Annotated in this window: 17 protein-coding genes; 4 read left to right on the top strand and 13 right to left on the bottom strand. The window is 71.1% G+C overall.

The features are described 5' to 3' along the window. Positions 1-46: 46 nt before the first annotated feature. The 4 genes from EDD93_RS21620 to EDD93_RS21605 all read right to left on the bottom strand — a co-directional run bounded on the left by EDD93_RS21620 (position 47) and on the right by EDD93_RS21605 (position 5889). Positions 47-1978 carry a TerD family protein gene (locus tag EDD93_RS21620; RefSeq protein ID WP_123526719.1) on the bottom strand — a complete coding sequence of 644 codons (1932 nt, stop codon included), beginning with the start codon at positions 1976-1978 and terminating at the stop codon, positions 47-49. 170 nt (positions 1979-2148) lie between these two features. After that, entirely contained in the window at positions 2149-2727 is a 579-nt protein-coding gene (locus EDD93_RS21615; protein ID WP_123526718.1) for a TerD family protein, read from the bottom strand. Between the two features lie 130 nt (positions 2728-2857). Then, positions 2858-4975 carry an excinuclease ABC subunit UvrB gene (uvrB, locus tag EDD93_RS21610; protein ID WP_123526717.1) on the bottom strand — a complete coding sequence of 706 codons (2118 nt, stop codon included), beginning with the start codon at positions 4973-4975 and terminating at the stop codon, positions 2858-2860. A 38-nt stretch (positions 4976-5013) separates the two neighbouring features. Then, a complete protein-coding gene (locus EDD93_RS21605; protein ID WP_123526716.1) occupies positions 5014-5889 on the bottom strand; it encodes an MHYT domain-containing protein in 876 nt (291 codons plus the stop codon). Positions 5890-6137: 248 nt separating this feature from the next. Here EDD93_RS21605 and EDD93_RS21600 point away from each other — a divergent pair, with 248 nt between their 5' ends. The 3 genes from EDD93_RS21600 to EDD93_RS21590 all read left to right on the top strand — a co-directional run bounded on the left by EDD93_RS21600 (position 6138) and on the right by EDD93_RS21590 (position 9139). After that, a complete protein-coding gene (locus EDD93_RS21600) occupies positions 6138-7124 on the top strand; it encodes a glycerophosphodiester phosphodiesterase family protein (protein ID WP_123526715.1) in 987 nt (328 codons plus the stop codon). Between the two features lie 67 nt (positions 7125-7191). Then, on the top strand, positions 7192-7734 hold the full coding sequence (locus EDD93_RS21595) for a methylated-DNA--[protein]-cysteine S-methyltransferase (protein ID WP_123527908.1): 543 nt from the start codon (positions 7192-7194) through the stop codon (positions 7732-7734). A gap of 106 nt (positions 7735-7840) precedes the next feature. Then, positions 7841-9139 (top strand): MFS transporter, encoded by a 1299-nt coding sequence (locus EDD93_RS21590; protein ID WP_123526714.1) that lies wholly within the window; start codon positions 7841-7843, stop codon positions 9137-9139. Positions 9140-9182: 43 nt separating this feature from the next. Here the strand turns inward: EDD93_RS21590 and EDD93_RS21585 are convergent, their stop codons facing one another. The 9 genes from EDD93_RS21585 to EDD93_RS21545 all read right to left on the bottom strand — a co-directional run bounded on the left by EDD93_RS21585 (position 9183) and on the right by EDD93_RS21545 (position 18714). Continuing rightward, the gene (locus EDD93_RS21585; RefSeq protein WP_123526713.1) at positions 9183-9545 is read right to left on the bottom strand and encodes a cupin domain-containing protein; all 363 of its coding nucleotides are present in this window, start codon (positions 9543-9545) and stop codon (positions 9183-9185) included. Positions 9546-9635: 90 nt separating this feature from the next. Beyond that, complete coding sequence (locus EDD93_RS21580) at positions 9636-10283, bottom strand: SGNH/GDSL hydrolase family protein (RefSeq protein WP_123526712.1); 648 nt, start codon at positions 10281-10283, stop codon at positions 9636-9638. A 53-nt stretch (positions 10284-10336) separates the two neighbouring features. Further along, positions 10337-11146, bottom strand: a complete 810-nt coding sequence (locus EDD93_RS21575) for a sugar phosphate isomerase/epimerase (RefSeq protein WP_123526711.1) — start codon at positions 11144-11146, stop codon at positions 10337-10339. A 104-nt stretch (positions 11147-11250) separates the two neighbouring features. Beyond that, complete coding sequence (locus EDD93_RS21570; protein ID WP_123526710.1) at positions 11251-12678, bottom strand: polysaccharide lyase 6 family protein; 1428 nt, start codon at positions 12676-12678, stop codon at positions 11251-11253. Positions 12679-12710: 32 nt separating this feature from the next. Next, positions 12711-14144 (bottom strand): polysaccharide lyase 6 family protein, encoded by a 1434-nt coding sequence (locus EDD93_RS21565; protein WP_123526709.1) that lies wholly within the window; start codon positions 14142-14144, stop codon positions 12711-12713. A 50-nt stretch (positions 14145-14194) separates the two neighbouring features. Then, the gene (locus tag EDD93_RS21560; protein WP_123526708.1) at positions 14195-15505 is read right to left on the bottom strand and encodes an alpha-L-fucosidase; all 1311 of its coding nucleotides are present in this window, start codon (positions 15503-15505) and stop codon (positions 14195-14197) included. Between the two features lie 49 nt (positions 15506-15554). Beyond that, positions 15555-16421 carry a carbohydrate ABC transporter permease gene (locus EDD93_RS21555; protein ID WP_123526707.1) on the bottom strand — a complete coding sequence of 289 codons (867 nt, stop codon included), beginning with the start codon at positions 16419-16421 and terminating at the stop codon, positions 15555-15557. After that, positions 16418-17389, bottom strand: a complete 972-nt coding sequence (locus EDD93_RS21550) for a carbohydrate ABC transporter permease (RefSeq protein ID WP_123526706.1) — start codon at positions 17387-17389, stop codon at positions 16418-16420. Before EDD93_RS21550 ends, EDD93_RS21555 begins: the two co-directional genes overlap by 4 nt. Next, positions 17386-18714: a sugar ABC transporter substrate-binding protein gene (locus tag EDD93_RS21545; protein WP_123526705.1), complete on the bottom strand. Its 1329-nt coding sequence runs from the start codon at positions 18712-18714 to the stop codon at positions 17386-17388. Before EDD93_RS21545 ends, EDD93_RS21550 begins: the two co-directional genes overlap by 4 nt. A 483-nt stretch (positions 18715-19197) precedes the next feature. On the opposite strand from EDD93_RS21545, the gene EDD93_RS21540 reads away from it, so the two are divergent. Continuing rightward, positions 19198-20208, top strand: coding sequence for a hydroxyacid dehydrogenase (locus tag EDD93_RS21540; protein ID WP_123526704.1), 1011 nt, complete (start codon positions 19198-19200; stop codon positions 20206-20208). Positions 20209-20379 lie beyond the last annotated feature (171 nt).

Here is a 20379-nt window from a genome sequence, read left to right as displayed (position 1 = left end):
AAAGCCCCAGCTCGGAGGGGTAGTGGTCGATCGTGGACGGAGCGGGTCAGCGGGGCCCACCGCGACGGGCGGCTGCCACCTGGGCGAGCACCAGATCCAGGACACGGCTGCCCGCAGGCGTGGTCAGCGGCTCGTACGTCCAGGCGTGGCCGACCCAGGGGTCGGCCAGATGGTCGTCGGCGACCGGGGTGATCCGGAGCAGCGACCGCCACAGCGGATCGAGCACCGGACCGAACGCGGAGGCCTCCTCCCGGTCGGCGACCATCAGCAGATGGACGCCGACGGGCGGCCCCTCGTCGGCGAGGTAGCGCAGCTGGTTGACGGCCCGGTCGTCGAAGCCGTGCGGGAAGTCGTTGACGATCAGCAGCTGCTCGGCCGGGTCCAGATCGGGCGGCAGCGAATCCGCGGCGCCGGCCCGGACCGCCATCTGCACCAGGTCGACCCGCCGGGTCAGCTGGGCGAGCACCGAGGACACTCCCCCGGCGCCGGAGGCGGGCGGGCCCGCGAGCACCCCGGAGCGGACCAGCGGATCCAGCGCGGCCGAGGCGGAACCGGCCGGGTCGATGACGTGGACCGAGAACTCGCCCGCCGGGTAGACGGCGAGCAGCCGGGCGGCGTGCAGTACGGCGCTCTCCATGGCCAGCCGGTGCAACTGGCCGCCGTCCGTCAGGGCACCGGCCTCGGAGGCCGTGCGTCCGCTGTCGATCCAGATGCCGCGCTCCAGCGGCAGCCGCACGAGCAGCGGGATGCGCAGTGCGCCGCTCTCGGGCAGGTGCAGGTCACCGATCCGCAGGGCCATCGGGATCTCCATCGGAACCCGGTAGGCGTGCCAGACGGGGTTGTCCCAGCCCGCGTACGGGGCGGGGAGCGCGGGTTCCACCACGGCGGACTCGGCGGCCAACTGGGCGAGGTCGCGGTCCAGGGCCTCGCGGGCCCGGCCGGTCAGCTCGTCGCGCTTGGCGCGGGCCTGTTCCCGGGCCAGGTCGCCCGAACCGCCGATCCGGCTGCGCGGGTCGGACAGGGCCCGCTCCAGCTCCTGGTCCATCCGTGACTCCGCGAAGTCGACCGCGCTGCGGTAGGCGGCGGTGGCCCTGGCCAGGTCCTCGAACATGCCCCAGATCTGGTTGTAGAGGCGTTCGTCCATGGACCAGCCGGTCGCGTCCCCGGCAACGGGCCCTGCCTGCCCTGCGGGCCCGGCGGGCGGCGCGGCGGGAGGGGGCGGCGGGGGCGCGGAGGACCGGCGGCGCGGGTGCGCGTAGTCGACGGGCCCGGACGGCACGGCGGCCGGTGCCGGCTGCTCGGGCTGCCGGGCGGCCGGGGGCCCGGCGGGGGGCTGCCCGCCGCCCGGGACGGCTGCGGGTCCCGCCGCGTGCCGGACCCGGTCGCCCTCCGGGGTGCGGGGCGGGGGCGGTGACACGGAACGGGCCAGGCCTCGGGCGACGGCCTGCTGGATCGAACCGGCCAGCTCGGCCGCCCGGTCCACGCCCTGGTCGGCGAGCATCGCGGCGAGACCGCCCGCGTAGCCCTGCCCGACGGCGCGGACCTTCCAGGCACCCTGCCTGCGGTAGAGCTCCAGGGCGGCGACGGCCGACTCGGTGTCCAGGCCGGTCAGGGTGAAGGTGGCGATCTCGGCGCCTTCGGGCCCGGTGACGGCGACGAAGGGCGCGGCCACGGCTCCGAACCGGGTCGGACCGCCCGCCTCCAGCGGCAGGGCGAGCAGCACGGTGACCCGGTGCACCCCGTCGGGCAGGGCGTCGAGGTCCACGGCGAGCCGGTGCTCGGCGGCGGCCTGCCTGGAGACCTCCAGACCCGGCAGGTGCGGGGAGCCGGGGTGGGCGATCCGCTCGACGCCGTGCACGGTGCCGTGCTCGTCCCCGAGGGTGGCCCCGGCGACGACCGGCGCGCCTGCCGAAATCCGGATCTCCAGACGGGTCTGGGGCAAGGTGTGGTTCTGCCCCCGGACCAGCTCGGCCGTCATTGCCCTGTCCCCTCGACGAGTTGCTGCCGCGCGGCGCGGTGCCGCGGTGGTGATGAAGGTGGTGGTGATGCGGTGGTCGTGATGCGGTGGTCGTGATGCGGTGCAGCTCCCGGCGGCCGATGCCTCCGGGAGCTGCGCGTACCGATACGGACCCGCTGGTCCGGCTCCGCCTACAGGTGCGGCAGGATCGCCGGCATGAGGTCCTGGAAGGTGCGGCCGTTGGCCGGGTTGCCGATGGCGGTCATCTGCCATCCGCTGCCCGAGCGGTGCACCTTCGCCATGATCTGTGCGGTGTACTGCCCGCCGCCGTCCAGGGTGTAGCGGGCGAGCTCCTGGCCGTTGGTCTCGTCGACGATGCGGCAGAAGGCGTTCTGTACTTCCTGGAACGTCTGGCCGGTGAAGGAGTTCACCGTGAAGACGATCTGGTCGATGTGGACCGGCACCCGCTGGAGGTCGACCAGGATCGCCTCGTCGTCGCCGCCCGAGCCGGCGCCGCCGACCAGGTTGTCCCCGGTGTGCTTGACCGAGCCGTCGTCGCTGACGAGGTGCCGGAAGAAGACGACGTCGACCGGCTGCTTGTCGGCGAACAGGACCGCCGAGGCGTCCAGGTCGATCTCGCGGGTGCGCGAACCGAACAGACCGCGGCGCGGCGCCGCCTGCCAGCCGAGCCCCATGCGTACCGCGGTCAGGGTCCCCCCGTCGCTCTTCTGCAGGCTGATGGCCTGGCCCTTGGTCATATTGACCGTCACGCGCTGTCCCCTCTCCGCTTCCCCGCAAACCGTCCTTGCGCGGTTTCCAGCACCCTACGCATTCACGCCACCCGTGCATCGGGTCCGGGCCGTTTTGTGTCGGTCCTGCAACACACCCCGCACCGCGGGGTCAGGCCAGGCCCGCCTCCCGCATCTGGCGCAACTCCTTCTTCAACTCCCCGACCTCGTCCCGCAGTCGGGCGGCCACCTCGAACTGCAGGTCCGCGGCGGCGGCGCGCATCCGGTCGGTCATCTCCTCGATGATCCCGGCGAGCTCGGTGGCCGGCCGGTCGGTGACCGCCGCCCCCTCGCCCTTGGTCTTCGCGGAGCCGGCCTTGATGCCCAGCGTGGGCACGGGCGCCTTGGCGCCCTTCGCCTGGCGGTAGCCGGTGCCGAGCAGCTGCTCGGTGTCGACCTCCTCGCGGGCGATCGTCGCGACGATGTCGTTGATCTTCTTGCGCAGCGGCTGCGGGTCGAGTCCGCGCTCGGTGTTGTAGGCGATCTGCTTCTCACGGCGCCGGTTGGTCTCCTCGATGGCCTGCGCCATCGCCGGGGTGATCTTGTCCGCGTACATATGGACCTGCCCGGACACGTTACGGGCGGCTCGGCCGATGGTCTGGATCAGTGAGGTGCCCGAACGCAGGAAGCCCTGCTTGTCGGCGTCGAGGATCGCCACGAGCGACACCTCCGGCAGGTCGAGGCCCTCGCGCAGGAGGTTGATGCCGACCAGGACGTCGTACTCGCCCGAGCGCAGTTCGCGCAGCAGCTCGATGCGGCGCAGGGTGTCGACGTCGCTGTGCAGGTAGCGCACCTGGATGCCGAGCTCCAGGAAGTAGTCGGTGAGGTCCTCCGACATCTTCTTGGTGAGGGTGGTGACCAGGACCCGCTCGTCCTTCTCGGTGCGCTTGCGGATCTCGTGCACCAGGTCGTCGATCTGGCCCTCGGTGGGCTTGACGACGATCTCCGGGTCGACGAGGCCGGTGGGGCGGATGATCTGCTCGACGAAGCCGTCGCCGCGGGAGAGCTCGTACTTGCCGGGGGTGGCGGAGAGGTAGACCGTCTGGTTGATCCGTCCGAGGAACTCCTCCCACTTCAGCGGACGGTTGTCCAGGGCGGACGGCAGCCGGAAGCCGTGGTCGACGAGGGTCCGCTTGCGGGAGGCGTCTCCCTCGTACATCGCGCCGATCTGCGGCACGGTGACGTGCGACTCGTCGAGCACGAGGAGGAAGTCCTCGGGGAAGTAGTCCAGGAGAGTGTTGGGCGCGGTGCCGGGGGTGCGGTCGTCGAAGTGCATCGAGTAGTTCTCGACGCCCGAGCAGGTGCCGATCTGGCGGAGCATCTCGATGTCGTACGTGGTGCGCATCCGCAGACGCTGGGCCTCCAGCATCTTGCCCTGCTTCTCCAGCTCGGCCAGCCGCTCCTCCAGCTCCTTCTCGATGCCGCCGACGGCCTTCTCCAGGCGCTCAGGGCCCGCCACGTAGTGGCTGGCGGGGAAGACGTGGAGGGCCTGGTCCTCGCTGATGACCTCGCCGGTGAGCGGGTGGAGGGTGGAGAGCGCCTCGATCTCGTCACCGAACATCTCGATGCGGACGGCGAGCTCCTCGTAGACCGGGAAGATCTCGATGGTGTCGCCCCGCACCCGGAAGGTGCCCCGGGCGAAGGCCAGGTCGTTGCGGCTGTACTGGATCTCGACGAAGCGGCGCAGCAGCTGGTCGCGGTCGATCTCGTCGCCCACCTTGAGCTGGACCATCCGGTCCACGTACTCCTGCGGCGTGCCGAGGCCGTAGATGCAGGAGACGGAGGCGACGACGATGACGTCACGCCGGGTGAGCAGGGAGTTCGTCGCGGAGTGGCGCAGCCGTTCGACCTCCTCGTTGATCGAGGAGTCCTTCTCGATGTAGGTGTCCGACTGCGGGACGTACGCCTCGGGCTGGTAGTAGTCGTAGTACGAGACGAAGTACTCGACGGCGTTGTTGGGCAGGAGCTCGCGGAACTCGTTGGCCAGCTGGGCGGCGAGGGTCTTGTTCGGCGCCATCACCAGGGTGGGGCGCTGCAGCTTCTCGATCATCCAGGCGGTGGTCGCCGACTTTCCGGTGCCGGTCGCGCCGAGCAGCACGACATCCTTCTCACCTGCCCGGACGCGCTTCTCCAGCTCGGCGATGGCCGTGGGCTGGTCGCCGCTGGGCTGGTAGGGACTGACGACCTCGAAAGGCGCCACCGAACGTTCGATCTTCGAAACGGGCCGCATGCAACCACCGTACGACCCCCCACTGACAACGGGGCGGGTCAGCGCTCGTGGTGCTCCACGGGGTCGCGCCGCTGCGAGTGGAAGGACGCCGGGTCGGCGTGGGTCCCGAACCGGGGTACCTGGCGCTGGGCGGGGATGCCGAGGGCCCGTCCGGCCGCGGCGTCCTCCCAGTCCGGGGTGCCCATGACCACCAGTGGGTCGAACATCACGACGACCCCGGCGATGAGCAGGAAGCAGGCCGGACCGATCAGCATGGGCACGAGCAGGCCGGTCGGGGTGTCACCGGCGGTGGTGCCGGTGACGGTGGCGGGGTGCAGGTGGACCCGGAGCGCGGCCATACCGGTGTAGTGCATCCCGCTGACCGCGACGCCCATCACGACGGCGGCACCGAGGCTGGGCAGGAAGCCGTGGATCGATGCGGCGGCCCAGAGCGCGGCGGTCGAGGCCGACACGGCGATGACCACGGAGAGCGTCACGGTGATCGTGTCGTACTCGAACTGCCCATCAAGTCGCATCCCGGCCATGCCGAGGTAATGCATGGTGGCCACGCCGAGCCCGGTGATCGTGCCGCCCGTCACCAGCGCCATCGGGGTGGCGCCCCGGTACCCGACAAGGAAGATCCCGACACCGACCACGACGATCGCGACGGCGAGGCTGGCGAACGTGACCGGCTTGTCGTAGCCGATCGGCACCTCCTCGACGGAGAAGCCCATCATCGCGATGAAGTGCATCGTCCAGATTCCGGAGCCTATGGAAGTCGCGCCGAGAGCCAGCCAGCCGGCCTTGAAGGAACGTTCCGTGCGCAGTGACCGGGTGGTGCAGCGCAGACCGAGTGCCGCGCCGAGGCAGGCCATGACAAACGCGGCGACGGGGGTCACCGCCCCATAGCTGAAGCCGTCGATTGTGCCCTGCATACACACGTCCTTCGCAGAAGCCCGGGTGCGGACGACCCTAAGGCGCGAGGCCCGGCAAACAAACAGAAGAACTGCATTTTATCGACAGGGGCACGGGGCCGTGACGCGGTCCCCGGGGTCCGTTCACAGTCCCTCCGGGACCGTTCACATGGTGGCCACCCGCCGCCTCTCCCCCGTTCGGCGGCGGCTGCGACTCTCGGGCCGTCCGCACACTCCGACGCTCCGCATCCCTGACGCAAGGAGTCCACGTGTACGCAGGCACCGCTACCGCTACCGCCTCCGTCGCCGCCGCCGCGCTGCTGGCCGCCGGCACGTACCTGCTGTCGAACACCGGCGCACCCGTCTCGGACACCACCACCGCTGCCGCCGCGCGCCCCGGCCCGGTGACCCGCGCCGCCGCCCCGGTCCGCACCCCGCTCGTGATCGCCCACCGGGGCGCGTCCGCCTACGCCCCCGAGAACACCCTCGCGTCCGTCGACAAGGCCCACGCGCTCGGCTTCGAGTGGGTGGAGAACGACGTCCAGCTCACCAAGGACGGCGTCCTCGTCGTCATCCACGACACCAGCCTGAAGCGCACCACCGACGCCGAGACGGTCTTCCCCGGTCGCGCACCGTGGGCGGTCAAGGACTTCACGGCCGCCGAGATCGCCCGGCTGGACGCGGGGAGCTGGTTCGGCGCGCGCTACGCCGGCACCCGGGTACCCACGCTCCGGCAGTACCTGGAACGTATCGAGCACAACCAGCAGAGCCTGCTCATGGAGATCAAGAGCCCCGAGACCTACCCGGGGATCGAGCGGGCGACCCTCCAGGTGCTGGCCCAGGAGGGCTGGCTGGACGGCGGCCACGTGCGCGACCGCCTCGTGATCCAGAGCTTCGGCGCGGACAGCGTGCGCAGGGTGCACGAGCAGCGTCCCGACGTCATCACCGGCCTCCTGGGCACCCCGGCCGTCGCCGAGCTGCCCTCGTACGCCCGGTTCACCGACCGGATCAACCCGGACCACGCCTCGGTCTCGGCCCAGTACGTCGCGGCGGTGCACGCGCTGAAGGGGCCGCACCACAAGAAGCTGCAGGTCGACACCTGGACGGTCAACGACGCGGCGGACGCGCTCCGGGTGACCGGCTACGGCGTGGACGGCATCATCACCAATGCGCCGGACGTGGTCCGTGCGGCCACCGGGACGCGCGGGGCCACCGGGGTACCTCAGGCAGCCGGGGTGCGAGCGACCGGCGGCTGATCGTCGCGGGGCCGTTGCCGCGGCCGGCCACCGACCGTTGTCAGTGGCCGGCCGTACCGTGGGTGCCATGAACAGCAACGGGGTTGTCGAGTGGGCCGTCGTGGAGAGCGACATCGGTCCGCTGCTGCTGGCCGCGACCGACGCGGGGCTGGTGAGCGTGGTCTTCCACGCCCGTCCGGCGGTGCGGGACAGGGCGCTGGACCAGTTGCGGAGCCGGCTCGGCGCGGACCTGGCCGAAGCACCGGACTCCGCGCGGCTGGCCGAGCCGATACGCCAGTTCGCGGCGTACTTCGCGGGCACCCTGCGTGATTTCTCGCTCCCCCTCGACTGGTCGCTGACCAGCGGTTTCAACCGTCAGGTGCTCCGCGAGCTGGCGGCGGGGGTGCCCTACGGCGCCGTCGCCGGTTACGGGGAGCTCGCCGACCGGGTCGGGCAGCCCGGGGCGGCCCAGGCGGTCGGGGCGGCCATGGGGTCCAATCCGCTGCCGGTCGTGGTGCCCTGTCACCGGGTGGTGGAGCGCGACGGCGGGATCGGCGGCTTCGGCGGCGGGCTGGAGACGAAGCGGCAGCTGCTCGCGCTGGAGGGCGTACTGCCGCAGCCGCTGTTCTGAGCCACCGCGACGGACAGTCCCTCGATAGCCGCTGTTCTGAGCCACCGCGAGGGACGGCCCCCCGATCTCCTTTTCGTACGCGCGTTCGGGCTGGCACACTGCGTCGGTGACCAACACCCTCGACGCATCCGACGCACCCGGCGGGCCCGCTCCCACCGGGCGGGTCACCTCCGCGGACCTGCCTGGGCTCCGGCGCAGGACGACCGCTGTCCTGATCGCCGGTCAGATACTCGGCGGACTCGGCGTGCCCGTCGGCATCGCCCTGGCCCCGGTGCTGGCGACGCAGGTCAGCGGCTCCGAGGCGCTGGCGGGCCTCGCGCCCACCGCGTCGGTGACCGGCACGGCCCTGCTGTCGCTGCCGCTGGCCGCGCTGATGACCTCGCGCGGCCGCCGCCCGGGGCTCGTGCTGGCGTATCTGATCGGGGCGCTCGGAGCCGGCCTGGTGGTGCTGGCCACTCTGGTGGAGAACTTCCCGCTGCTGCTCCTCGGCATGGCCGCGTTCGGCGCGGGCTCCTCCGCCAATCTGCAGGCGCGGTTCGCCGCGGCGGATCTGGCCGAGCCCGAGCGGCGCGGCCGGGCGATCTCGACAGTCATCTGGGCCACCACCATCGGGTCGGTCGCGGGGCCCAACATCGCGGCCCCGGCGGGCCGGGTCTTCCGAGGCACCGCCGTGTCCGAGACGGCCGGGCCCTTCGTCTGGGCGGCCGGCATCTTCCTGCTCGCCGCCCTCGTGATCGCGGTGCTGCTGCGGCCCGACCCACTGCTCACGGCACGCGCGCTGGGCCCCCAGGAGGGCAGGTCGACCGCGAACCGTTCGCTGCGTGCGGGCATCGCCGCCGTGCGGGCTTCGCCGATGGCCCGGCTGGCACTGGTGACCGTGACCGTCTCGCACACCGCGATGGTCTCGATCATGGTGATGACCCCGGTCGACCTGGGCCACCACGGCGCGGACCTCCAGCTGGTCGGCCTGGTGATCAGCGGCCACATCGCGGGGATGTACGCGTTCTCGCCGGTGATGGGCTGGCTGTCGGACCGCTTCGGGCGGATCGCTGTCATCGGCCTGGCGGTCGGACTGCTCTCCCTGGCCGCACTGCTGGCGGGCACCGCGGGCGCCGCCCACGGCCGGACCGCGGCCGGCCTGTTCGTGCTCGGGCTCGGCTGGTCCGCAGGGCTGGTCGCCGGTTCCGCGCTGCTCACCGACTCCGTGCCGCAGGCCGCCCGCGCCGCCGTACAGGGCCTGTCGGACCTGACCATGAACGCCTCGGCGGGCATCGGCGGCGCGGTCGCCGGGGTGATCGTCTCCCGGGCGAGCTACGGCTGGCTGAACCTCACCGGCGCCTGCCTGCTGCTGCCGATGGCCGCGCTCGCCCTGCGCCGGTCCCTCACCCGCCCCGCCTCGGCCTGAGGGACCCGCGCGGTCTCCAGGGCGCCAGGGACGCCACGGGTCTTCAGAGGCTGATGTGGTAGGCCTTGCGCAGCGTCTCGTGCACGGTCCACGTCGTGCGGTCGCCCTCGCGCAGCACGCAGGCGTCGCCCGGTCCGAGCTCCAGCGTCCCGCCGTCCTCGACCGCCATCGTCGCGCGACCGCTGACCACCACGAACAGCTCGTTGGCCTCGGTGTCCGTGACCACGCCGGGCGTGATCTGCCAGATCCCGCGCAGCTGCCTGCCGTCGGGCGACTCCCACAGCACCTTGCCGGTGACCTGCGGATCGCCCGAAACGATCTGCGTCGGATCGAGCGGCTCCGGTTCGAGTTCGGCGTCCGGGATGTGCACGACGAAAGAGGCGGGAACTTGATCAATTGTGGTCATGGGCGGTCACTCTAGCGACCGCCCCTCCGCGTCCCGCAGGGCCCCGGGCCGAGCCCGCGGAGCATCCGCCCGGTCCCCGCGGAGACGGTGCTACGCCGGCGCCTGCGCGGTGGCCGGGTCGGCCACGGCGAGCCAGGCATCAGCGATCAGCCGGTGCCCGAGCGGGGTCGGGTGGACGCCGTCCCGGGCCAGCTCCGCCGGCTGCCGGTCCCGTACCGCATGGGCCATGACCTGGTCGGCGCGGACCACCTGGGCCCCGTTGTCCGCGGCCGCCCGCAGGACGGCGTCGGTGCGGGGGGCCAGGTCCTCGAACCACCTCTCCTGGTCCGGCCCGACCGGGACGAGGAACGGGGTGATGACGACCAGCCGGGCGGACAGTCTGCGCGCGGTGTCCGCGAGCAGTCCGTCGAGGCAGGTCGCGAACGCGTCGACCGGGCTGCGCAGCCCGCTGTCGTAGTGCCGCCAGGTGTCGTTGATGCCGATCTTGACGGTGACCACGGTGGGCCGGTGGTCGATGACATCGGTGGTCCAGCGGCTTTCGAGGTCGTAGACGCGATTGCCGCTGATCCCCCTGTTGATGACACGGGGCCCGGGTCCTTCGGCCGCCCGGTCGCGCAGGGTCTGCGCGATCTCGTGGACGTAACCCGCACCGAGCGAGGCGGAGTCCGCGCGGTCGCGGCCCGCGTCGGTGATGGAGTCTCCGATGAACAGGAGCGTGTCGTCGTTCTTGATGCGCATGTCTGCCGTTCTGACATCGGGGGCGCCGGAACGCCCCTCGTGATCTTCGGGGTTCAGTCGACTATGTTCGGCTCCGCGCCGTCCGGCAAGGCGAATCCCCTCAGCGCCGCCGCCTCCCGCGCCAGCACCTCGGGGTCGTCACCGGGCACGAACTCCAGGAGCGCCTCGGTGCCCCGGCCCGCCAGCAGGCCGAGTGCGGCCGTCCACAGGTGCGAACGGGCCTCCAGCGGCAGCCGGTTGTTGCCGGGCCACCACGAGAAGGCGTGTACGGCGCAGACCCGGTCGGCCAGCTCCGCGAGCCCCGCCAGCGCCTCCTCGTCGGGGGTGTCGAGCGGTGGCTGCCAGTACGTGCGGACGTTCTCCGCGTCCACCTCGTCCAGCAGCCGGGCGGTCGAGGCGACGGTGTCGGTGAGCGTTCCCCCGTGGAACTCGGGGGCGAGCAGCAGTCCGTGGCCGGCGGCGATCCGCGCCGCCTCCCGCAGACAGCGCACCGTCTCCTGCCGCTCCCCGGGTGACGCGGACCGCGATCCGGCCGCTCCCGCCCACACCCGTATCCGGGGTGCCCCGAGCAGTACCGCGGCGCGGGCGACAGCGGGGAACCCCGCCAGCTCGTCCCGGGTGGCGCGGAAGTACGAGCCGTACGAACAGCAGGCCATGCCGTACCGGTCGGTGGCCTCGCGGACCGCGCGGACGGTGTCGGGCTCCGCTGCGGGCGCGTGCACGTCGGCGCCCCACTCGATCACCTCCAGGCCCGCACCGGCGGCACGGCGGGCGACCTCGGCGGCGGGCAGCCGTCGGAAGGTGACCGAGCAGAGCCCCGGCCTGATTCCGCCCACCGCGTTCCGGCTGCTCTCGTCGGTCATGGCACTGCCTTCCTGCGGCGGGCGTCCGGATGTTCTTCACGGGGTCCGCCCGGACGGGGCGGGCGGACCGGGCCTGCTGTGCGGTTCCCCGTCACCTCGGTCGCTCAGGCGGCGTTCGGGCCCACGTCGGCGGCCGTGAGCGGGTGCCGGAGCGCGGGCGCCGTCGCGTACTCGTCGGCGCCGATGTCCCGTACGCTGCCGCGCTGGTCGCCGTCGATGTCGTCGGCGACGGCCGCGCCGCTCAGTGTCGCCGCGCCGATCGCCGGGCTGCCCGACGACAGCCGCAGCACGCCGTCCGCGCCCTGGCTGAGCAGCGGGTCGGCCCGGGTGAAGCCCCCGGCGGGAATGTTGCCGTCCGCGGCCGCGCCCCACAGCAGGTTGCTCTGCCAGGTGAAGCCGGTGGTGGCCCCCATCGCGACGAGGCTGCCCGCGTTACCGACGAGCAGGTTGTCGGCCAGGGTCACGTTCGTCGGCTCGAACGCCCGGGTCTCGCCGGAGAGCGAGCCGGCGTTGTTGATCAGCGAGTTGTGCACGATCACCGCACGGTCGCAGGCGTCGTTGCCCGTCCGCTGCTCCGGTGTCTCGCCGGAGTTGTGGTCGCGGGTGGTGCCGCTGCCGACCACCAGGGCCCGGCCGGACAGCCCGCTCAGGTAGTTGTTGACGATCCTGTGGTCGTTGCCGTAGATGCGTACCCCGTCGATGCCGTCGATCAGGTAGTTGCCCTCCACCACGGAACCGTTGCCGTGGCGCAGCACGATGCCGCCGCGGCTGTCGCGGATGGTGTTGTACCGGATGGTGTTCTTCGAGGACTTCACCGAGATGGCCTCGGGGTCGCCGTTGCAGCGCTCGAACAGGTTGTACTCCACGACCGCGTTGGCCTCGGACAGTGCCCGGCCGCTGACGCCGAGGCGGATGGGTTCGCCTCCGTTGGCGCCGGTGAAGGTGTGGTCGGAGAAGTGGTTGCGGAAGATGTGCAGGTTCTGGGCCATGGCGGTCTTGCCCGTGCCGTCGACGACGATGAAGATGCCCGTGGTCGTCTTGTTGTGGAAGTGGTTCCGGTCGATCTTCGAGTCGTCCGCCCGTACGACGAGCCAGTACGGGTCGCCGGTGTCCGCGAGCTGGAAGTCGTTGCGGGTGAGCCGGATCGACGAGCAGTCCGCCGGGATCTCCATCGTGGTGCTCTGCCGGAAGGAGAAGCCGCTGATGGTGATGTTGCTCGAACCGCTGAGCACGAAGCCGCGTTCGCCGCGCAGCACGGCGCCGCCGCGGGTCTTGGAGACGATGGTGATCTGCGCGGCGGCGGTGCCGTTCTTGCCGGTGATGTTGATGGAGCTGCCGGACGGGACCGTGTAGGTGCCGTCGGCGACGACGATCCGGTCACCGGGCGCCGCGCCGTTGATGGCGCTCTGCAGTGCGGCCAGGGAGGAGACCGGGATGTCGGCTGCGGACGCGGTGCCCGACAGCGCGGTGGTGAGGGGTACGGCCGCGAGTGCGGCCACGGCGGTGCTTCTGAGGAACGTGCGGCGTTGCATGGTGCCTCCTGCGTCGATACGGACGGATTCGTTCAGCCGGCGTGCGGGCCGACGTCGGCCGGGGTCAGAGGGGCGCGCCCGGAGGCGCGGCGGGAGTACTGGTCGGCGCCCGCGTCCCGGTTCCGGCCGCGCGGCTGACCGTCGATGTCGTGGGTGACCGGCGGCCACCGGAGCGTGCCCGCACCGATCGCCGGGCTGTCGGCGGCCGGCCGCGCGATGCCGTACGGGTCCGGCACCAGGCGGGGGTCGACGCGGGTACCGCCACCGGCCGGGATGTTGCCGTCGGCGGCGGCGCCCCACAGGAGGTTGCCCGACCAGGTGAAGCGCACGGTGTCCGCCATCTCGACGAGCCGGCCGGTGTCCGCGACGAGCAGGTTGTCCGCGACGGTGACGTCCCGCGGCTCGTGCGGGCGCTGGCTCTCGCCGGAGAGCGTGCCGTTGTTGCCGACCAGGGTGTTGTACGCGATGAGGACGCGGTCCGGGGCGTCGTTGCCCCGGCGGGTGTCCGGCGACTCGCCGGGCAGGTGGTCACGCTCGGAACCGCTGCCGATGACGAGGGCGCGCCCCGACAGGCCGGCGAGGTAGTTGTTGACGATCACGTGGTCGTTGCCGTAGATCCGTACCCCTTCCTGGCCGTCGACGAGGTGGTTGGCCTCCACCCGGTTGCGGTTGCCGTGCCGCAGGACGATGCCGCCCAGGCTGTCGCGGATGGTGTTGTACCGGATGGTGTTGTCCGAGCTCTTCACCGAGATCGCCTCGGGGTCCCCGTTCGCGCGCTCGAACAGGTTGTACTCCACGATCGCGTGGGCGCCGGACAGGGCCCGGGGGCTGACGCCGAGCCGGATCGGCTCGCCGCCGTTGGAGCCGGCGAAGGTGTGGTCGGAGAAGTAGTTGCGGTACACGTGGACGCGCTGGGCCATCTCCTCTGTGCCCGCGCCCTCGATGCCGAGGTAGATGCCGAGCGTGCTCTTGCCGTGGAAGTGGTTGTGGTCGACCGTGCTGTCGTCCGCGCGCACCATCACCCAGTGCAGGCCCTCGATATCGGCCAGTTGGAGGTCGTTGCGGGTGAGCCTGATGTGCGAGCAGTCCGGGGGGACGTCCAGGGTGCTGCTCTGGCGGAACGAGAAGCCGCTGAGGGTGATGTGGTGCGACGCCTCCAGGACGAAGCTGTGCTCGCCCTCCAGGACGACCCCGCCGCGGGTCTGCGCGGCGATGGTCACGGGTGCGCGCGAGGTGCCGCGCTTGTTCCGGATGGCGAGGGGGCTGTCCGGCGGCACGGTGTACGTCCCGTCGGCCACGACGATCCGGGTTCCGGGGCGTGCCCGGTCGATCGCCGCTCGGAGTTCGTCCAGGGTGCGGACGGTCGCCGGGGCGGGCGCCGCGCTCGCGGTCAGTGGTCCGCCGACGGGGGCGGCGGCCAGTGCCACCCCGGCAGCGGTGCTCATGAGGAACGTGCGGCGTTGCATGGTGCCTCCGTGAGTGAGGAAGTGAGGTGTTGCGGACCGGGGTCCGGGTCTCAGCCTTCGGCCGGTGTGTCCAGGAAGAGTTCGATGACGGGGACGGGGGTGTCGGGGCGGCGCACCGGGATCTGGAGCGTGAGCGTCCCGGCGGGCTGCCCGCCCATCTCGGTGTTGACGGCGGGCCGGTCCGGGTCGATGTGGACCGGGATGATCTCGGACGCGTCGTTCAGCAGCTGGGCGTACCGCACCCGGCCGGCGAGGCCCGGCAGGTGCAGATGGCGCGGGGGCCAGGCGAACAGGTGGACGTAGAGCCGGTCGCCGCGCTGGGTGTACCGGCATTCGGCGGGGGCGGTGTACGGGGACGGGCCGCAGCCGCGGACCGACCGCTCGTGCAGCTGCGTCCACCGGCCGATCTCGCCGAGGATCGCCGAGTCGCGCGGGTCGAGGTCGCCCCGGCCGGTGGGGCCCACGTTGAGCAGCAGGTTGCCGCCCTTGGACACCCCGTCGACGAGCATCCGGATCAGCAGGTCGGCGCTCTTGTGGTCGAGGTTGTCCCGGTCGTATCCCCAGCTGCCGTTGAGCGTCTGGCAGGCCTCCCAGAGGACGGGGCGCCCGTCCTCGGTCATCGGGCCCGAGGGCTGGTACTGCTCGGGTGTCACGAAGTCGCCCGGGAGCCCGGTGCGGTCGTTGACCAGGACGTGCGGCTGGAGTTCCCGGATCGTCTCCAGGAGCTTCGGGGAGTCCCAGTCGTCGGGTCCCTTGCCGCCCCACCAGGTGCGCCCGGCGTAGGAGAAGTCGAAGAAGAGGTAGTCGACGCGCCCGAAGGACGTCAGCAGTTCCCGGACCTGGCCGTGCAGGTAGCGCCGGTAGTCGCGGATGTCCCGGCCGGTGTTCGCGGCCTTGAACTCCTCGTCGTCGCGCTGCGGGTGGGTGCCGTCCACGGGGAAGGACGGGTGGTGCCAGTCGATCAGCGAGTAGTAGAGGCCGACCTTGAGCCCTTCGGCGCGGCAGGCCTCGACGAACGGGCCGACGAGGTCGCGGCCGTGCGGGGTGTTGGTGACCTTGTACTCGGTGAGGGCGCTGTCCCAGAGGCAGAAGCCGTCGTGGTGCTTGGTGGTCAGGACGACGTAGCGCATACCGGCCGCCTTGGCGGCCCTGGCCCACTGGACCGGGTCGTAGCGGTCGGGGTCGAAGTGGTCGAAGTAGACCCGGTACTGCTCGTCGGTCAGCTTCTCCCGGTTCTTGACCCACTCGTGCCGCGCGGCGAGGGAGTACAGGCCCCAGTGGACGAACATGCCGAACCGGGCTGTGGTGAACCAGTCCGTCTCCGGGGCTCCTGCGGGAGCGGGGGTCGCGGGCGGGGTCATGGGAGTGCTCCTTGCGGGGGACGAAGTGGTGGCGGAGGGGTTCGCCGGGTCAGCCCTTCAGCGCACCGGAGGACAGGCCGCTGACGAAGGACCGCTGGAAGAAGAGGAAGACGATCACGGAGGGCAGCAGGGCCAGCAGCGAGGCGGCCATCACCACTCCGGGGGTCACCGCGGGGTCGATCCGCAGGGTGCGCAGCGCCAGCGGGAGCGTGTACGAGGAGGAGTCGGTCGAGACGAGGAGGGGCAGCAGGTACTGGTCCCAGATCATGGTGAAACCGAAGACCCCGATGACGCCGAGGGCGGGCTTGCACATCGGCAGGATGATCTGGGCGAAGATCCGCAGATCGCCGGCGCCGTCGATGCGGGCGGCCTCCTCCAGTTCGCGCGGCACGTCCTTCATGAACTCGGTCATGACGAGGATCGAGAACCCCCAGGCGCCCAGCGGGACGATCATTCCGGCGAGGGTGCCGATGAGGTTGAAGTGGACGACCGGCAGGTCGGAGAGGATCAGGGACAGCGGGAGGGCCAGGATCTCCTCGGGCAGCATCAGCGTCGCCAGTACCGCGACGAGCACCAGCGTCATCCCGGGGAAGACCTTCCTGGCCAGCGCGTACCCGGCCAGGACGGAGACGGCAACCTGCAGCAGCAGCCCGCCGCCGACCACGAAGAACGAGTTCAGCAGGTACCTGAGCACCCCCTGGTCGAAGGCGACCCTGAAGTTGTCCAGCGTGACGCCCGAGGGGATGACGCTCAGCTGAGTGGGGTCCTTGACGTGTCCGAAGGCGCTGACGAGCAGGGCGAGCAGCGGTCCCGCGAAGACGATCAGGACCAGCAGGTGGACGACGTTCCTCAGGATCCGTCCGCCGGCGCTGCGGCTCTCGGTCAGGCCAAGCGCGGTCTCGGTCTGCTCGCTCACTTGCTTTCCCTCCGCCGCAGCAGTTGGACGACGACGGTCAGGATCAGCGTCGCGACGAACAGCAGGACCGCTCCCGCCGCTCCGACACCGAGCCGGTTCTGTTCGAGGCCGAGCTTGTAGATGAGGGTCATGACGACCTCGGTGGAGCCGTCGGGTCCGCCGTTGGTGAGCAGGAACACCTCGGTGAACACCCGCAGTCCGCGGATCGCGGCGAGGATGAACAGGATCGAGAACACCGAGCGCAGTCCGGGCACGGCCACGTGCCACACCCGCTGCCACCTGGAGGCGCCGTCGACCTTCGCGGCCTCGTACAGGCCCCGGTCCACGCTCGTCAGCCCGGCGAGGATGATCATCATGTCGTAGGGGGCGCCCCGCCAGATGCCGGTGACCATGATGGACGCCATCGACGTGTCGGGGTCGTTCATGAACCCGGACGGGCCCATCCCCACCATCCCGAGCAGCGAGTTGAGCATGCCGTCGCCGGTGGGGTGGTACATGATCCGCCACAGTTCGGCGACGACCGCGAGCGGCACCACCACCGGCAGGAACGCCGCGGAGCGCACGAACTTCAGCCGGCGGCTCTGCCCCTCCATCAGCAGGGCGAGTGCGAGGCCGAGCGCCATCGAGCCGGCGGTCTGCCCGGCGGCGAGTACGAGCGTGTGCCAGGCGGCCTCGCGGAATCCGTGGGACTGGAGCACCGTGGCGTAGTTGTCGGTGCCGACCCACTTGTTTCCCAGGTAGGGCTGAACTTCCTGGAAGGACATGGTCAGCGCGTTGGCCATGGGGATGAACTTGAAGTACAGGAAGAGGATCAGCGCGGGAGCGAGGAACAGCCAGGGCGTCCACCACCGGCCCGATCTGCGGCTGCGCCCCGGGCGGCCGGCGGCCCCGCCGCTCTGGCGCCCCGGCTTCCGCGGGGCGGGGCCGGCCGCCGCAGGGGCGGCCGGTCCGGCCTGGTCGAGGCTCATGACGCGGCGATCCCCTGCTCGTCGAGGATGTCGGCGAGCTGCTTGTCGAGCTCACGGAGCTTGGTGCCGGTGTCGAGACCGCAGTCCGCCATGAGCGCGTTCACGGTGTCCGCCGTCGCCTGCCGCACCGGGGTCCAGTTCGGGATGGACGGGGCGTACCGCCCGGAGTCCTGGTAGGCCTGGGCGTAGGTCTTCCAGCGGGGGTCGGGCCGCACCTGGGAGATGTCCACCGTCTTGTTGACGGGAAGCTGCACGGTGTATCCGGTCTCGCCCTCCATCCCCGTCTTCTGGCCCTCGGCGGAGACGGCGAAGCCGGCGAAGGCGTCCTGGCCGGCCTGGTTGGCGGAGCCGGCCATCAGGTAGACCGAGCCGCCCTCCGCGAGAACGGTGGCGTCCTTCGGGCCCTTGGGCATCGGCACGACCTCGTACTTGTCCTTGCCGAGGGTCTCGTCGAAGCGGGGCAGCAGGTACGGACCGACGACGAACATGCCGGTCCGGCCCGCCTCGAAGGTCTCGTTCGTCGGCGGGGTGTCCATGGTCACGGCGCCGGGCTGGATGGCCTTGGCCTTGCAGCCCAGGTCGCGGAACCACTGCATGGCCTCGACCGATGCCTTCGTGGCCGAGGACGGCTTGTACGTGCCCTTGCCGCTCTCGGTGATGAAGTCGCCGCCCGCGGCCCAGAGGAAGTTGGAGAAGTACCAGGAGGCGTAGCCGCGCTTGGTGGACAGCGGGGCGGCGAGCCCGGCGGTGTTCTGCTTGCCGTCGCCGTCCGGGTCCCGGGTGGTGAAGGCCTTGGCCATCGCGGCGAAGTCGTCCCAGTTCTCCGGGACGTCGAGCTTCAGCTTCTGCCGCCAGTCCTTGCGGATGAGCAGCGCGGACGCCTGTGCCGAGTACGGCAGTCCGTACTGCTTGCCGTCCACGCTCTTCCCGGAGTCGAGGCCCTGGCCGATGATCTGCCCGCTGTCCTTGATCTTGTCCAGGTCGATCTCCCGGAGCAGCCCCTGGCTGTGCATGGCCCCGAGCTGGGTCACGTCGTTCATGACGATGTCGGGGAGGTTCTTCTGGGCGGCCCGCTGCTGCAGCTTGGTCTCGAAGTCATCGAAGATGGCCGTGACCTCGACCTTGTAACCCGTCTTCTTCTCGAAGGCGGTGGCGAGCTTGAGCGCGCCCTGCTCCCCCGGCCCGCCCGGTGTCGTCCTGGTCCAGAGCTCCAGAGGCGCCTTGGAGTCCTGCTTGGCATCCACTCCCGCAGGCCCGGACGAACAGCTGGTGAGGACCAGTGTCGAGGCGAGGACACCCGCACCGATCCATCGCGATCTCTGCATCACAACTCCTGTTTTCGCCGCATCACAGTTGGCCTGGAAAGCGCTTTCTGGGACGGTAACGGGGTCGGATTCAGCGGTCAATAGTCCGATGAATACAAAAAGTTTCCACGGGCCGGCCCTGCTCCCGTCCCATGTCCTTCCATGCACGGCTCCGGCAGTCCGGAACGCGCGAGGGCGATATCACCTCCTGAAATCCGCTGATAACCGCCCAGTTCACCGAGCCGTACGAACAGCCATCCCGATCCGGAACGAGTACAAGCCCCGGCAACAACTGCTGAGCGACGAAGGCTGGACATCCGACCTAAACGCGAGGACATTCCAGTGATCCGATGTATCGTCCCTGCGAGCCATCCGGCCCGGGAACCAAACAGGCCACCCCAATCCACGACATCCAGTCAGACATTCGCCCACAGATCCGAGCAGGGTCCGGCGGCCGCCCGGCCACCGGACCGGCACCGGACCGGCCGAGGAGCCAGACCCGATATGAACCAACCGGCCACCGCACCGACAGCCCTGCTGGTCATGGAGGAAGAACGCCGGGCGGACGTCTACCCGCCCGAGGTACTGGCCGGGATCGGCCGGCTCGCGCGCTGGCAGGGACCGCCCCGCACCCGCCAGGAGCTGGACGCGGAGCCCGAGGCGCTGAGGGACGTCGAGATCCTGCTCACGGGCTGGGGCGCACCCGTGCTCGACACCGCCTTCCTGTCGCGGGCCCCCCGGCTGCGGGCCGTTCTGGTCGCGGCGGGGTCCGTCCGGCACCTGACCACGCCCGCCTTCTGGGAGCGCGGCATCCCGATCGTCTCCGCCGCCGCGGCCAACGCCGTCCCGGTCGCGGAGTTCACCCTCGCCCACGTCCTCCTCGGGCTGAAGCAGGCCCACCGCATCGCGCGGGAGGTCGCGAGCAGCCGCCGCTTCCCGCACAACCCCGAGGTCCCGGGCGCCTACCGGTCACGGGTGGGCCTGCTGGGGCTCGGCCACATAGGCAGGCTGGTCGCCGCCCACCTGGCCCGTTTCGACGTCGAGGTCCTCGCCACCGATCCCGTCGCCTCCCCGGATGCCGCCCGCCGGGCGGGCGTCCGACTGGTGCCCGTCGAGGAACTCTTCGCCACCTGCCACGTCGTCAGCCTCCACGCACCGCTCCTGCCCGAGACCCGCGGCACGGTCGGGGCACGGCTGCTGGACTCGATGCGCCCCGGCGCGACGCTGATCAACACCGCGCGGGGCGCGCTGATCGACGAGCCGGCCGCCGCTCAGGTCCTGGGTGCCAGGCCCGATCTCACCGCCGTGCTCGACGTAACGCATCCCGAGCCCCCGGCTCATGACTCGCCACTGTTCACCCTTCCCAACGTCGTCCTGACACCGCACCTCGGCGGCGCCCTGGGTGCCGAGCGCCGGCGCCTCGGACAGCTCGTGCTCGACGAACTCGACCGGTTCACACAGGACCGGCCGCTCCGTCACGCCATCGACCCCGCGCACGCCGCATCACTGGCCTGACGGCCTGCCGGCCCGATACCGGCGGGCCGGACGCGAGGCGGCCATGCTGTACCGAATTCCCGGGACCGGGCAAGCCCGGCAGGCACCCGATTCCACAACTCCGCAGCCCAGGGACGTCACGTCAGCGAAACGTCAGTGAGACGTTAGTGAAACGTCAGTGAGACGTAAGCG

It is taken from the genome of Streptomyces sp. 840.1 (assembly GCF_003751445.1).
Lineage (GTDB): Bacteria > Actinomycetota > Actinomycetes > Streptomycetales > Streptomycetaceae > Streptomyces.
The sequence above is the reverse complement of the archived record's forward strand: the minus strand, read 5'-3'. Positions and strand labels throughout refer to the sequence as shown.